Raw genomic sequence first — 14,575 nt, 5'->3', positions numbered from 1 at the left:
TTCTCGCGGCTTGCTCGCATTGACCCGCTATTTTGCCGCCGATACCAACAGCTTCATCGTTCGTCGAAGTGAATGAACGAACAGGAATATGGGGCGTGTTGAAATGGGGCAGGTGGTCGCACCGAAGTCGCTGCGTTCGTTCGCAGCGTTCGAGTTGATGGATGAAAAGTCGTCGGCAGGTTCCGGCAAGACGGTATCGGCAGTCGCGAGCTTGATCGCGGTGGCGTCGGTGTCGAGTGGCGCGCAGGCGCAGCAATCGAACCTGCCGCCGGTGACGGTCGATGCTCCCGTCGAACGTCCGCGCCCGACAGCCTCGAAGCCGACCGCAGATCAGGTCCGTGCGCGCAATGCTCTGCGCCGAGCCGCACAGCGCCAGCAGGCCCAGCAGCAGGCCGCCGCCGTGACACCGGGCGCTGCCGGCGCCGTGGATCGCAATCCCTATGCCGATCCGGCAGCGCCCTACAAGGTCGACCACGTCCAGGCCTCCGGCAAGTTTCCGGAGCCGATGCTGAACACGCCGAAGACCATCACCGTGCTCAGCAAGGAGGTGCTCCAGGACAAGAACGCCACCACGCTCAAGGAGATCGGACGCTCGACCGCCGGCGTGACGCTGGGATCGGGCGAGGGCGGCAACGCGTTCGGCGACCGCTTCTTCATCCGCGGCTTCGACGCGCGCAACGACGTGTTCATCGACGGCATCCGCGATCCCGCCGTTTCCATCCGCGAGAACTTCTTCACCGAGCAGATCGAGATTCTGCGCGGGCCGGCATCGTCCTATGCCGGCCGCGGCACCGCCGGCGGCGCCATCAACATCGTCACCAAACAGGCGGGCGACACCAACTTCAAGCGGATGGATACCGAGTTCGGCACCGACAGGACCAAGCGCGTCACGCTCGACGTCAATCAGGTCATCGATCCGACCTTCTCGGTGCGCGCCGGCGGCCTGTTCCAGGATGCCAACGTCGCCGGGCGCGACTACGTGACCGACAATCGCTGGGGCTCGTTCATCTCGACCAAGTACACCCCGACCACCGATCTGAAGATCACGACGAACTACGTCCATACCGACCTCAGCGGCCTGCCGGATTTCGGCGTGCCCTACTACAAGCAGGGCAACGTGCCGGTGACCTCGGCCGGCATTCCGCGTGGCAACTGGTACGGTTTCCTCAATCGCGACTTCCAGACCGCGCGGCAGGATTTCGGTACCGGCACGATCGAGTACAAGGTCAACGAGGCCATCACGCTGAGCAGCAAGGTGCGCGGCGAGCACTCGCTGCTCAACTATATCGGCACGCTGCCGCAGAACCCGAATACGACCAGCCCCAATCCGCTGCTCTGGACCACGACGGCGAGCGCACAGAGCCGCTACCAGAACGTGGACGTGTGGGCCAACCAGAACGAGGCCACGTTCAAGCTCGACACGGGCGGCGTGAAGCACACGGCGGTGTTCGGCGTCGAATATTCGAACGAGAACATCTCAATCGACCGTTACACCGGCCTGTCGTCGGAACTGTTCGGCGGCGGCTCGACCAGCAACGGCGCCGTCACGGGAGTCAATCTCTATTCGCCGCAGTACACCAACATTCCCTTCAGCAACACGCCGTCGCTGGTTGGAAACCCGACGCGTTATGGCGTCAACACCAGCAGCGTCTATGTCATGGACACCGCGAACTGGCAGGACACCATCATCGTCAACGGCGGCATTCGCTATGACGGCTACAGCCAGAGCGCATCGACGAACTCGGCCTATCTGAAGCAGAACGCCGATCTGGTGAACTACAACGTCGGCCTGGTCTACAAGCCGATGTCGATCGGCAGCATCTATGCGGCCTACGCGACCTCGGCCAATCCGTTCGGGTCGGAGCTGGACGCGACCGGCACCGACTACGGCGGCGTTCCCGCCAACTCGACCATCCTGCTCGGGCCCGAGCGCAACAAGGCGGCCGAACTCGGCACCAAGTGGGAGCTGGCCGACCGCCACCTGCTGGTCAGTGCCGCGCTGTTCCAGACCACGAAGGACAACGCCCGCGAGACCGTCAGCGGTCTGCTCACCTCTGGCGCGGCCTACCGCATCCAGGGCATCGACATCGAGGCCGAGGGCAAGATCACGGATCGCTGGAGCATCTTCGGCGGCCTGGTGCTGATGCAGTCGAAGGTTACGCAGAGTGGCGTTGCCTCCAACCTTGGCCTGCAGCTTGCCAACATCGCCCACCAGTCGTTCAGCATGCTCACCAAGTACAAGTTCGATGGCGGCTGGGAGCTCGGCGGGCAGGCGGTGTATCGCTCGAAAGTCTATGGCGGCACATTCGCGGCCAATACCGGCAACGAGCTGCCGAGCTACTGGCGCTTCGACGCGTTCGTCGAGAAGAAGATCGACGCGAACTGGACCATGAAGTTCTATGCGCAGAACCTGACCAACAAGCTGTACTACGATACGCTCTATCGCAGTGCCGTACCGTTCGTCGCGGTCGCGCCGGGACGGGCGTTCTATCTCGTCACGACAGCGAAGTTCTGATCATGCTGACGTGCCTGCCTGGCGTCCTGAGCAAAGATGATGTGGCGGATTTCCGCCGCATCATGGACGCCAGCGATTGGGAAGACGGCCGCTCGACTGCGGGGGCGCAGTCGGCCATGGTCAAACGCAACGAGCAGTTGCCGCCGGACGGCGAGGTCGCGCGCAAGCTCGGCAACCGCATCATCTCGGCGCTGACGTCCAATCCGCGCTTCATCGCGGCGGCGATACCGCTCCAGATCTTCCCGCCGTTGTTCAACCGCTACGCCGCGAGCGGCGGCCACCATTTCGGCCTGCATGTCGACAATGCGATCCGTGGCGACCGCCTGACCGGTCTTCGCATCCGCACGGACCTTTCTGTCACGCTGTTCCTCGCCGAGCCGGAGGAATACGACGGTGGCGAACTTGTGATCGAGGACACCTACGGTTCGCACGAAGTCAAGTTGCCAGCGGGCGACTGCGTGCTCTATCCCTCGACCAGCCTGCATCTCGTGACGCCGGTGACGAGGGGAGCGCGGGTTGCGTCTTTCTTCTGGCTCCAGAGCATGATACGGGACGATCAAGCCCGGAGCATGATCTTCGACCTCGACACCGCGATTCAGGCGCTGGTGGAACGGCTCGGGCGCGACGATCCCGAAACGGTCAAATTGACGGGTATCTATCACAACCTCATTCGCCACTGGGCCGAAGTATGAAGATCATGTCCCTCCGAGCAAGCCTTGCCGCAGCCGTGATGCTGGCGGCCGCCTGGCTCGCATTCCCTGTTTTTGCCCAGCAACAAACCGCGCCCGCGGCAGCGCCGTCATCGACAGCTCCGGCAGCGGCCGGTCCGGCGACGGTGCTTTCGACCGCGGCACCGGCGGTTGCCCCGACGGCCGCCACGCCGGTAACTCCCCCGATTGCCTCCGCACCGGCCGACGCTGTGCCGGGTGAGCCGGGCGGCCGTTCGGTGAAGTCGACCGCCCCGGCCATGAAGGAATTGTCGCCCTGGGTGATGTTCATGTCGGCCGACATCATCGTGAAGGCGGTGATGATCGGGCTCGCGTTCGCGTCGCTGACGACATGGGCCGTCCTCATCGCCAAATCGATCGAGCTGTCGGTTGCCTCCGCCAAGCTTCGTTCGGCATTGAAGAAAGTTTCGGAAGCGCGCTCGCTGGCGGAGGCGCAGATGGCGCTCGGCGCCAAGCAGGGGGTGTTGCCGTCCTTCCTCGCGTCCGCGCTGCGCGAAGCGCGGATGTCGGCGGGCATCTCCAGCGACGCCGGCATCAAGGAGCGCGTAGCTTCGAGCTTCTCCGAGATCGTGCGCGCCGAGGGTCGTCGCATCCGGATCGGCATGGGCGTGCTGGCGACCATCGGCTCCACGTCGCCCTTCGTCGGCCTGTTCGGCACGGTCTGGGGCATCATGAACAGCTTCATCGGCATCTCGAAGTCGCAGACCACCAACCTTGCCGTGGTCGCGCCGGGGATCGCCGAGGCGTTGCTCGCCACCGCGATCGGCCTCGTCGCTGCGATCCCCGCCGTCATCATCTACAACCACTTCTCGCGCGTGACGAAGGGCTATCTCGAGCTCGTCAGCCGCGCCTCGGGTGCGGCTGCGCGCCTGCTGTCGCGCGATCTCGACCGCAGTCACGGCAGCGTGCATTCGCGCGCGGCGGAGTGAGCCATGGCCGTTTCGATCACGGACAACGATGACGACGACGATTTCAACGAAACGCATGACATCAACGTCACGCCTTTCATTGACGTCATGCTGGTGCTGCTGATCATCTTCATGGTCGCAGCTCCGTTGTCCACGGTCGACCTGCCGATCGATCTGCCGACGTCGACATCGACGCCGCAGAAGAAGCCCGACAAGCCGACCTATGTCAGCATCAAGCCGGATCTTTCGGTCGCGATCGGGGAGACTTTCGTCAAGCGCGTCGATCTCGTCAGTGCGCTCGACAACACGCCGGACATGAGCAGGGACAAGTATATCTTCCTGCGCGCCGATCGTGCCGTGCCATATGGCGAGCTGATGGCCGTGCTGGAGTTCCTGAACAAGGGAGGCTATTCCAAGGTCAAGCTGGTGACGCTGGAAGGTGTTCCGGGGGCAGCGCCGCAGGGCGCGCCGACGGACGCACCGAAGCCGTGACGAAGGCCCGACGCCGATGTCCGATTACGAACTGAAACCGTCTCGCAAGCTGTGGCTGTTCGCCGCCGTGGGAGCGCTCGCGCTGCATCTGGGCGGCGCCGCGCTGGCGCTGGCCTATTTGCGCAACGAAGAGCCGGACTTCATCGCGGACCCGCAGGGCATCGAGGTTGGACTCGAGTCCATGTCGCCCAATGGCGAACCCAGCGAATTGCCGCCCGGGCCTGACTCGAACGAGTCGGTGGCCTCGCCCGAGCTGACCCAGCAGAAGGCCGAGCTCAAGGAGAGCAGCCTTCCCAAGGACGTCCCGATGGAGGTCAAGGAGGCCGACCGGGCCGTGACGATGAACGAGACCAAGAAACCGGTCGAGGAGGAAACCAAGGAATCGGTTGTCCCCACCGCGGCCTCGGTGGCTTCACCCGCCGCCGAAGCGACGGCGATGCCGACCTCCGATGCGGAAAAGAAGAGCGACCGTTCGGTACGCATTCGCCAGGGCTGGGAAAAGGACCTGGTCGCGCATCTCGACCGGCATAAGCGCTATCCCAAAGGCCTGTTCAAGGCGGCCGAGCTCTCGGTTCGGCTGACGCTCGACCGGCTCGGCCATGTGGTCGAGGTTGCCATCGAGAAGGGATCGGGCGATGCGGCGTTCGACGAGGCCGCCATCGGAATGGTCAGGCGCTCCGATCCCGTCCCGACCCCGCCGGCGCTGGTCGCCGACGAAGGGCTGACCTTCGTCTTGCCGGTGCTTTTCAGGAAGAACGAGAAGGGTGCCAAGGCCGAGGCCGCAGCGCGGCCCTCTTCTCAACGCCAGTAGAGCCGGATCGAGACGTAGACCACGACCAGGCAGGCGAAGATCAGGGCGACCGGGAGCGGCCGCTTCTGGGTTCCGCCGAACGTAGCCGACACGAAGGAGGCCCCCGTCTTCTTCGGCTTGGGTGCCGGCCGTCGGAAGGCGGTAACATTGTCCGCCGCAGGCTCAGCCGCGCGCGGCTGGACGTCGGGCGGAGTTCCTGCACCACCCATCTCGGCATAGTAGGCCTTGTAGATCGCGCCAATGGTGGCCTCGTTGGCTTCGCCCTCGCTCATCTGCGCCAGCAGGTTCTTGTAGCTCGCGAGGAACTCCTGAGCCTCCGGAGGCAGAGCGGACGACCCGTTGAGCTTGGCCATCATCTTCCAGGTGGCGAAATCGGCGCGGGCACGGGTGTCGGCGCGTCGCGCGATCAGCATATCGGCAGCTTTGACCAAGTCGGCCTCTGGCCCTTCGGCTTGTGTGTTCGAGTGTCGCTGTTCAACTACGCATTGCCGGTCAGAAAGAGAACAGCCTGAATCACATAACCGGTCAACGATCGCAGTATTGCTGAAATAACATCAAGATTTAGACCGAACTGCGAGCCGGCCAAAGGCAGCAGGATCAGCAGCGCGATCAGGATCATCATCCCGAACGGCTCGAGCCGGGCCAGCGGCAGGGCGAGCGGGCGGGGCAACAGCCCGACCGCGACTCGCCCGCCGTCGAGCGGCGGGATCGGCATCATGTTGAAGACCGCCAAGACCGCGTTGATCAGGATCGCGTTCTTGAGGTTGTCGGCGATCCATTGCGCCGAACCGGCGGGTATCCAGGACAGGGCGTGAACGGCGAGGCCCGCCGCGAGCGCCAGCAGAATGTTGGTGGCGGGCCCAGCCAGCGCCACCCAGACCATGTCGAGCCTGGGGTTGTTGAGGTTGCGATAGTTCACCGGCACCGGCTTGGCATAGCCGAACAGGAACGGCGAATGCGCAAACAGCAGCATCGCCGGCAGGATCAGCGTGCCGAACGGATCGACGTGGCGGAGCGGGTTGAAGCTGTCGCGGCCGAGCTGCCAGGCCGTGTTGTCGCCGAGCCGATGCGCGACAAAGGCGTGCGCAGCCTCATGGAAGGTGATGGCGAGCAAAAGCGGCAGCACCCACACCGAGAGGTCATAGAAATTGATGTTCACGGCTCGTCTGTCCCGGTTGTGCCTGCGGCCTTGCAGACGACCCGGCCGAACCGGCGGTGCAGCAACGCTTCAGCTCAACATAGGGTGCCCGGTGCCGAAATGCCACGCTGCAGATGATCCGCCAGCAGCGCCGCCGGGCGCGACAGATCGCGCGCGCGGTGGAGGCGGATGTCCGCCGACGGCAGCGGCGGCAGGCCGTCGCGTAACGACAGGACGCGCAGGCGAGAGGGCAGGGTGCCGGCTTTCACGACCGTGATCGCGAGGCCCTGCGCCGCGATCGCCTCCACCGCTGCGAGCGTCCGGCTGACAAAGGCCAGCCGCCAGGGCCGGCCGGCGGCATCGAGGGCGTCCGCGGCCCATTGACGGAACAGGCAACCCGGCGGGTAGAGCGCGACGGGCAACACGTCGTGCTGCATGCCGGCTGGATACGACTCGGCCGCGGCCCAGACCGCTTGCTCGCTCCGTAGCAACTCGCCGCCACCGCGTCCCTTCGGGTGCATGGCGATGACGAGATCATAGGCATCGCCGAGTCGCGCCGGCATGGTCGCGGTCAGTCCGGTCTCGATCTCGACCTGGATCTCCGGATGGTTTTGGGCAAAGCGCGCCAGCAAGGGCGGAATGACGATCGTGCCGTAATCGTCCATCACGCCGAGACGGACGACGGTTTCGTACTTGCGCGCGCGGAGCGCATCGACCGCCTCGGCATTGAGGTCGAGCAGCCGCCTCGCATAGATGAGGAGCTCATCACCCGCCGCGGTCAGTGCCACGCCGGCCCTGGTGCGCTGAAACAGTTCTGTCCCGAGCCGTTGCTCCAAACGCCTGATCTGAACGCTCACCGCCGATTGGGTCCGGTTGAGCGTCGCGGCCGCGCGCGTGAACGAGTGATGCTCGGAGACGGCAAGGAAGGCCCTCAGCAGATCGGGATCAAGAACAGGTGCGGTCATGATGAAAACTTATCCCAGCATGAAGGAAATTCCATTCCCTGTTTGGGCGAGCCTCGTATGCTGCTTTCAAAGCATCAACAGGAGGACTTGTGGCGGAAATCTCCGGCGTTCTGGCCGCCGTGCTGTCGAGCGGCCTCGGTGGCACCTCGATTGGCGCGACGCGCTATCTCGTCAGCAGTCTCGATCCGCTGGCGATCGGCTCGTTCCGGTTCGGCATCGGCTTTCTGCTGCTGTTTCCGCTGACGCTGCTGCGCGGCGACCGCTGGCCGGGGCGAGGGGATTGGCCCGCTGCGATCGGGCTCGGCATCCTGTTCTTCGCGCTGTTCCCGATCCTGTTCAATGCGTCGCTGATCTTCACGACCGCCGCGCGCGGCGCTCTCGCGCTGTCGACGCTTCCGCTGTTGTCGCTGGTGATCGGGGCCGCCCTCGGCGCCGAAGCCCTGACCTGGCGCAAATCGATCGGCGTTGTGATCGCAACGTTGGGCGTTGCCGTTGCGCTGCTCTCCGACCTGGCCTCGGCACCAGCTGGCGCTTGGCGCGGCGATCTCTTGATGATGGCGGCGGCGCTGTGCATGGCGCTGTACGGAATCTGGTCAAAACCGTTGATCGGGCGCTCCAGCCCGATTGCCTTTACGACGATGGGCATGGCGGCAGGTGCGGTTTGCCTCATCCTGCTCTCATATGTTCGCGGCAGCTTTGCGCCGGTTTTCGGCTTCGGCCTACCGCAATGGCTGGCGGCTCTCTATCTCGGCGCGTTCGGCGCGGCGGTGACCTTCTATCTCTGGGCCTTCGCGCTGGAGCGGACGACGCCGACGCGCGTCGCGATCTCGGTGACGGTCAACCCGATCACGGCCTCGCTGGTCGGGACCTGGCTGCTGCACGAGCCGTTGCGCTGGAATCTGGCGGCCGGCATCGTCGCCGTGTTCGCCGGGATCTGGATCGTGACGACGACGGGCCGGCGTGCGCAGGCGGCGTCAAGCCAGGTCTGACCTCACGCCGGGATGGTCGTGATCTCAGTAAGTTGCGCGTCCGCCCGAGATGTCGAACACGGCGCCGGTCGAGAACGCGCAGTCCTCGGACGCGAGCCAGCTCACCATGGCCGCGAGCTCTTCCACCAGCACGAAGCGGCCCTTCGGGATCTTCGACAGCATGAAGTCGATATGCTGCTGCGTCATCTGGTCGAAGATCGCGGTCTTCGCCGCCGCCGGCGTCACGGCGTTGACGAGAATGTCGTGGGCCGCGAGCTCCTTGCCGAGCGACTTCGTCAGCGCGATCAGGCCGGCCTTGGAGGCCGAGTAGTGCGCGGCGTTGGGATTGCCTTCCTTCCCGGCGATCGAGGCAATGTTGACGATCCGCCCGTATTTCTGCGCGATCATCGCGGGCACTATCGCCTTGCAGACGATGAAGGGACCGTCGAGGTTGATGCGCAGCACCTTGCGCCATTCCTCCAGATCGGTCTCCCAGACCGGCTTGTTGACGCCGGCGATGCCGGCATTGTTGACGAGGATGTCGATCTTGCCGAAGGCTTTGAGCGTGGCATCGCGGGCCTGCTCGACGGCAGCAGTGTCGGTGACGTCGACCTTGAAGACCTTGGTCTCGCCGCCAATCTCCTTTGCAGTCTTCTCGGCCAAGCCTTCGTCAAAGTCCCAGATCGCGACCCTGGCGCCGGAGGCGACAAAGCGCTCGGTGATGGCACGGCCAAAGCCCTGTGCGCCGCCGGTGACGATTGCGGCTCGGCCGTTGAGATCGATCTTGTTCATGCTGGCAGCCTCTGGCGTCAGAGCATGTAGCCGCCGTCGACGACGAGGTCGACGCCGGTGGTGAAGGCGCTTTCGTCGCTGCCGAGATAGACCGCCATGGACGCGATCTCGTCGGCGGTGCCGAGCCGGCCCATCTTCTGGCGGGAGATGAACATCTCCTTGCCCTGCGGGCCCTGCGCTGCGGCGCGGTCGAGCATCGAGGGGGTCTCGACGGTGCCGGGGCAGATGCTGTTGCAGCGGATGCCCTTGGTGATGAAGTCGAGCGCGACCGCGCGGGTCAGCAGCGACACCGCGGCCTTCGACGCGCTGTAGACGTAACGATTCGCCGGCGGCCGCAGCGCGGCGCAGGACGAGATGTTGACGATGCTGCCGCCGCCGCCCGCCAGCATGTCGGGCAGGAACGCCCTGATGGTCCGGTGCATCGATTTGACGTTGAGGTCGAACGAGAAGTCGAAATCCTCCTCCGAGCACTCCAGGATCGTGCCATGATGCACGAAGCCGGCCGCGTTCAGCAGGATGTCGACCTTGCCGACGCGCTCGGCAAAGGCGTTGACGTCGGCGGTGTTGCGGACGTCGAGCTTGGCGACCTCGGCGATGCCGTCCTTGGTCAGGCCCGCGATGCCGGCTTCGTTGATGTCGGTGGCGATCACGGTCGCGCCTTCACGCGCGAATGCGATGGCGCATGCGCGACCGATGCCTGCTGCCGCTGCCGTGACGACGGCGCGTTTTCCCTTGAGGCGGTCTGCCATTTTATTTTTCTCCTTGGCTTGAATGTGTCTATCGGCTCGTCATTGCGATGAGCCCGCGACAAAATTGCAAGGCAATTTTGCGCTGGTGCGACGAAGCAATCCAGACTGTCTCCGCGGAGATATCTCTGGATTGCTTCGCTGCGCTCGCAATGACGGTGTGGTTGTCAGTGATTATCCCGCGCCACGCCGAACGTGCCGGCGACGTTCTGGTAGTGCGTGGCGAGCTCCATGCAGGCGCCGGTCGATTGCTGGCCGACGGTGTTGCGATAGATCTCCTGCCACGGCGTCTGGTTCGCCGGATGCTTGAAGCCGCCATTGGCCATGAGTTCGGCGTGGCGCTTCTTCAGCTCCTCGTCCGAGATCAGGATGTTGGCGCTGCCCTTGTTGAGGTCGATGCGCACCTTGTCGCCGGTCTTGAGGATCGCAAGTCCGCCATTGGCGGCGGCTTCCGGTGAGGCGTTCAGGATCGAGGGCGAGCCCGAGGTGCCGGACTGGCGGCCGTCGCCGATGCAGGGCAGCGCGAGAATGCCGCGTTTGATCAGCGCCGCCGGCGGCTGCATGTTCACGACCTCGGCGCCGCCGGGATAGCCGATCGGTCCGGTGCCGCGGACGAACAGCATGCAATGCTCGTCGATGTCGAGCGAAGGATCGTCGATCCGCGCGTGGTAGTCCTCCGGTCCCTCGAACACGATGGCACGGCCCTCGAAGGCATTCAGGTCCTTCGGGTTGCTGAGATAGCGGTCGCGGAATTCCTTGGAGATCACGCTGGTCTTCATGATCGCTGAATCGAACAGATTGCCCTTCAGCACCAGGAAGCCGGCGTCCTTCACCAGCGGCTTGTCATAGGCCCAGATCACGTCGTTGTCGGGCTTCGGCGCGTCCTTGCAGTTCTCGCCGATGCCACGGCCATTCACCGTGACAGCGTCCTCATGGATGCGCTTGTGCTTCATCAACTCGCGCACCACGGCCGGCACGCCGCCGGCGCGGTGGAATTCCTCGCCGAGATAGAAGCCGGCCGGCTGCATGTTGACCAGCAGCGGCACGTCGTGGCCGACCTTCTGCCAGTCGTCGATCGACAGTTCGACGCCGATGTGGCGGGCCAGCGCGTTGATGTGGATCGGTGCGTTGGTCGAGCCGCCGATCGCCGAGTTGATGACGATGCAGTTCTCGAACGCCTTGCGGGTCAGGATGTCCGAGGGCTTGAGGTCTTCCCACACCATCTCGACGGCGCGTTTTCCCGTCTCGTAGGCGATCTGGCCGCGCTCGCGATAGGGCGCGGGGATCGCGGCGCAGCCCGGCAGCGAGAAGCCGAGCGCTTCGGCGAGGCCGTTCATGGTCGACGCCGTGCCCATGGTGTTGCAGTGGCCGACCGAGGGCGCCGAGGACGCCACGATCTCCATGAACTCCTCGTAGTCGATCTCGCCGGCAGCGAGCCGCTCGCGCGACTTCCAGACGATGGTGCCGGAGCCGGTGCGCTCGCCCGCGTGCCAGCCGTTCAGCATCGGGCCGCCCGACAGCACGATCGCGGGCAGGTTCACGGTCGCCGCCGCCATCATGCAGGCGGGCGTGGTCTTGTCGCAGCCGGTGGTCAGCACCACGCCGTCGAGCGGATAGCCGTAGAGGATCTCGACCAGGCCGAGATAGGCGAGGTTGCGGTCGAGCGCCGCGGTCGGGCGCTTGCCGGTCTCCTGGATCGGATGGGTCGGGAATTCCATCGCAATGCCGCCGGCCTCGCGGATACCTTCGCGGACGCGGTGCGCCAGCTCGATATGGTGACGGTTGCACGGGGAGAGGTCGTTGCCGGTCTGGGCAATGCCGATGATCGGCTTGCCGGACTGCAACTCGGCGCGGGTCAGGCCGTAATTCAGATAACGCTCCATATAGAGCGCGGTCATGCCCGGATTATGCGGGTTGTTGAACCATTCCTGGGAGCGGAGGTGGCGGCGAGCGCCGTTGCTGGCGGGCGCATGCCCATTGGTTGGGTTTTTTGTCATTGGTTTCTCCTGCAATGCAAACGCACTGGCGTCGGGGGCTCAGCTTCGGCTGGTGCGATGCCCAACGGCGCGGTCGATGGTTCAAAGGCCCGTTGGCGGGTCATTTCCTCACGAGGTCGATACTACTCACCGCCACTTGGTAACGCTATCATTTTGTTCGCGGCGACTGCGCCGGATACGGCTGGCTTGCTGTCCGGACGCCGCGATGCCGAGCTCTGCCGCTCGATCACCTTGAAGCCGAGATCGAGCACGGGACGCTCCGGGCGCCGCCCGTCGATCGCCTCGATCAGCATGGTCGCGGCGGTGTTGCCCATCTCGTAGCGGTTGGTGCGCACGCTGGTGAGGGTGGGGACCGCGGAGGCCATGAACTCGAGGTCGTTGAAGCCGACGATCGCGATCTGTTCGGGGATCGCGATCTCCCGGCGCCGGCATTCGAAGAGAACGCCGAGCGCGAGGTCGTCATTGGCGCAGAACACCGCATCGATGCCGGGCTCGCGTCCGAGCAGATCGGCGAAGAGGGTGCCGCCGAGCGTCACCGAGGTCGGCGTCGCCGTGGTGACGACGAGGCGCTGTTCGTACAGGCCTGCTTCCTTCATGGCCGAGACATATCCGTCCAGCCGCCGTTGCACCCGCGGGTCCATGCGCGCGCCGACGAAGCCAATCTTGCGGTGGCCTTGCGCGAACAGGTGCGCGACCGCCGCGCGCGCTGCATCATAGTGCGAAAAGCCGATCATCATGTCGACCGGATTGGGCCCGACCTCCATGATCTGCACGATCGGGCAGTCGGCGGCCTCCAGCATCGCGCGCGATTCCGCGGTCTGGTCGATGCCGGTAACGATCAGTCCGGCCGGCTTCTGCGCCAGAAACAGGCGCAGAAGCTTCTCCTCCTGGAGAATACTATAGCGTGTGTTGGACAATTGGATCGAGTACCGGCTGCCTTCGGAAGCGTCATAGATGCCGCGCAGCACGTCGGAGAATACGTTGTTGGTCAGCGACGGAATCAAGACACCGATTACCTCGGTGCGTTGCGAGGCCAGCGCGCGTGCCGCGAGGTTCGGCACGTAGCCGAGCTCCCTGGCGGCGCTCTCGACCCGCGTCCGCTTGGCCACCGACAGCGCCTCCGGATTGCGGAAGAAGCGCGACGCCGTGATCGGGCTGACGCCGGCAAGCTCGGCGACTTCCGCCAGCCGGATTTTGCCTGACTTGGTGCGTTTTCGACCCATTTGCTGCTCTTAACACAGTCACTCCCGCAAACAAAGGAACGTTGACAGCGCTACCAGCAGCGACTAACCAAAGACAAATTGCCAAAACCGCACAAACTGCCGACAATGTCGCTCGCCAAGATCGGGCTTCGGTTGGTGAAGTCTGAAAAAACAAGACGGTCGCGGCGCTCGGAGCGCCGTGGACTTTCGAGGAGGGAGCTAGATGTCGTCTGTGCAAATCCGCGACGTGCGAAAATCGTTCGGCAATTTTGAAGTCCTGCACGGCGTCTCGATTCCGATCGAGGATGGCCAGTTCGTCGTTCTGGTTGGTCCCTCCGGCTGCGGCAAGTCGACGCTTCTGCGCATGCTCGCAGGCCTCGAGAACATCACCTCCGGCACGATCTCGATCGGCGACCGCGTCGTCAACAATGTCCAGCCCAAGGAGCGGGACATTGCGATGGTGTTCCAGAACTACGCGCTCTATCCGCACATGACCGTGGCCGAGAACATGGGCTTCTCGCTCAAGCTGCGGAACGCGGGCTCCGACGAGATCAACAAGCGCGTCAAGCGCGCCGCCGAGATTCTCGCGCTGGGGCCGCTGCTCGAGCGCTATCCGCGCCAGCTTTCCGGCGGCCAGCGCCAGCGCGTCGCCATGGGCCGCGCCATCGTGCGCGATCCCCAGGTCTTCCTGTTCGACGAGCCCTTGTCGAACCTCGACGCCAAGCTGCGCGTCGCCATGCGCACGGAGATCAAGGAGCTGCATCAGCGGCTGAAGACCACGACAGTCTACGTCACCCACGACCAGATCGAGGCCATGACCATGGCCGACAAGATCGTCGTCATGCATGACGGCATCGTCGAGCAGATGGGCACGCCGCTCGAGCTCTACGACAAGCCGGAAAACCAGTTCGTCGCCGGTTTCATCGGCTCGCCCGCCATGAACTTCCTCAAGGGGCATGTGCGCGTGAATGGCGTTGCGACCTTCGAAGGGCCGAACGGCGTCAAGCTGCCGCTCAAGAACGCGCCGGCAGCGTCCGACGGTCGCCCGGCCGTCTATGGTGTGCGGCCCGAGCATTTCACCATCGCTGACGACGGCGCCGATGCCGAGATCATCGTGGTCGAGCCGACCGGATCGGAGACGCAGGTGTTCGCCAAGGTCGGCGGCGAGCAGGTCGTCGCGGTCTTCCGCGAGCGCCACCAGTTCAATCCGGGCGACAAGATCAAGCTGAAGCCCGATCCGTCGCTGGTGCATTTGTTCGACGATGCGACGGGCAAGCGCCTGTAGCGACGTCGAAGGACTGACGAAGAACTAC

General features: G+C 64.5%; 14 protein-coding genes. 7 read left to right on the top strand and 7 right to left on the bottom strand.

Annotated features, from left to right (window positions below; translation table 11 throughout):
* Nucleotides 1–103: 103 nt before the first annotated feature.
* From FNV92_RS21625 to FNV92_RS21605, 5 genes are read left to right on the top strand one after another with little or no spacing between them, the layout of a single operon-like run.
* Nucleotides 104–2,515, top strand: coding sequence for a TonB-dependent receptor (locus tag FNV92_RS21625; protein ID WP_143846244.1), 2,412 nt, complete (start codon nt 104–106; stop codon nt 2,513–2,515).
* Between the two features lie 2 nt (nt 2,516–2,517).
* Nucleotides 2,518–3,207 carry a Fe2+-dependent dioxygenase gene (locus FNV92_RS21620; protein ID WP_015686806.1) on the top strand — a complete coding sequence of 230 codons (690 nt, stop codon included), beginning with the start codon at nt 2,518–2,520 and terminating at the stop codon, nt 3,205–3,207.
* Nucleotides 3,204–4,172 (top strand): tonB-system energizer ExbB, encoded by a 969-nt coding sequence (gene exbB, locus FNV92_RS21615; protein WP_143844647.1) that lies wholly within the window; start codon nt 3,204–3,206, stop codon nt 4,170–4,172. Before FNV92_RS21620 ends, exbB begins: the two co-directional genes overlap by 4 nt.
* A 3-nt stretch (nt 4,173–4,175) precedes the next feature.
* Nucleotides 4,176–4,643, top strand: a complete 468-nt coding sequence (gene exbD, locus FNV92_RS21610; protein WP_143844648.1) for a TonB system transport protein ExbD — start codon at nt 4,176–4,178, stop codon at nt 4,641–4,643.
* A 16-nt stretch (nt 4,644–4,659) separates the two neighbouring features.
* The gene (locus FNV92_RS21605; protein ID WP_143844649.1) at nt 4,660–5,454 is read left to right on the top strand and encodes a TonB family protein; all 795 of its coding nucleotides are present in this window, start codon (nt 4,660–4,662) and stop codon (nt 5,452–5,454) included.
* Here the strand turns inward: FNV92_RS21605 and FNV92_RS21600 are convergent.
* From FNV92_RS21600 to FNV92_RS21590, 3 genes are all read right to left on the bottom strand, one after another.
* Nucleotides 5,442–5,867: a hypothetical protein gene (locus FNV92_RS21600; RefSeq protein ID WP_143846245.1), complete on the bottom strand. Its 426-nt coding sequence runs from the start codon at nt 5,865–5,867 to the stop codon at nt 5,442–5,444. The genes FNV92_RS21605 and FNV92_RS21600 overlap by 13 nt on opposite strands.
* Before the next feature lie 65 nt (nt 5,868–5,932).
* On the bottom strand, nt 5,933–6,613 hold the full coding sequence (locus FNV92_RS21595; RefSeq protein ID WP_143844650.1) for a site-2 protease family protein: 681 nt from the start codon (nt 6,611–6,613) through the stop codon (nt 5,933–5,935).
* Nucleotides 6,614–6,687: 74 nt separating this feature from the next.
* Nucleotides 6,688–7,557, bottom strand: a complete 870-nt coding sequence (locus FNV92_RS21590) for a LysR substrate-binding domain-containing protein (protein ID WP_143844651.1) — start codon at nt 7,555–7,557, stop codon at nt 6,688–6,690.
* Nucleotides 7,558–7,646: 89 nt separating this feature from the next.
* Here FNV92_RS21590 and FNV92_RS21585 point away from each other — a divergent pair, with 89 nt between their 5' ends.
* Entirely contained in the window at nt 7,647–8,546 is a 900-nt protein-coding gene (locus FNV92_RS21585) for a DMT family transporter (RefSeq protein WP_143844652.1), read from the top strand.
* Between the two features lie 24 nt (nt 8,547–8,570).
* Here the strand turns inward: FNV92_RS21585 and FNV92_RS21580 are convergent, their stop codons facing one another.
* From FNV92_RS21580 to gntR, 4 genes are all read right to left on the bottom strand, one after another.
* Nucleotides 8,571–9,317: an SDR family NAD(P)-dependent oxidoreductase gene (locus FNV92_RS21580; RefSeq protein ID WP_143844653.1), complete on the bottom strand. Its 747-nt coding sequence runs from the start codon at nt 9,315–9,317 to the stop codon at nt 8,571–8,573.
* Between the two features lie 17 nt (nt 9,318–9,334).
* Nucleotides 9,335–10,066, bottom strand: coding sequence for an SDR family oxidoreductase (locus FNV92_RS21575; RefSeq protein ID WP_143844654.1), 732 nt, complete (start codon nt 10,064–10,066; stop codon nt 9,335–9,337).
* A 164-nt stretch (nt 10,067–10,230) separates the two neighbouring features.
* Complete coding sequence (locus FNV92_RS21570; RefSeq protein ID WP_143844655.1) at nt 10,231–12,060, bottom strand: IlvD/Edd family dehydratase; 1,830 nt, start codon at nt 12,058–12,060, stop codon at nt 10,231–10,233.
* A 122-nt stretch (nt 12,061–12,182) separates the two neighbouring features.
* Entirely contained in the window at nt 12,183–13,283 is a 1,101-nt protein-coding gene (gntR, locus tag FNV92_RS21565) for an HTH-type transcriptional regulator GntR (protein ID WP_143844656.1), read from the bottom strand.
* Nucleotides 13,284–13,485: 202 nt separating this feature from the next.
* Between gntR and FNV92_RS21560 the strand changes: the two genes are divergently transcribed.
* Nucleotides 13,486–14,547: an ABC transporter ATP-binding protein gene (locus FNV92_RS21560; protein WP_015686793.1), complete on the top strand. Its 1,062-nt coding sequence runs from the start codon at nt 13,486–13,488 to the stop codon at nt 14,545–14,547.
* The last annotated feature ends 28 nt before the right edge of the window (nt 14,548–14,575 follow it).

Origin of the sequence: Bradyrhizobium cosmicum (assembly GCF_007290395.2) — a bacterium.
GTDB classification, from domain to species: domain Bacteria; phylum Pseudomonadota; class Alphaproteobacteria; order Rhizobiales; family Xanthobacteraceae; genus Bradyrhizobium; species Bradyrhizobium cosmicum.
Note: the sequence above shows the minus strand (reverse complement) of the source record. Positions and strands in the feature narration are given on the sequence as shown.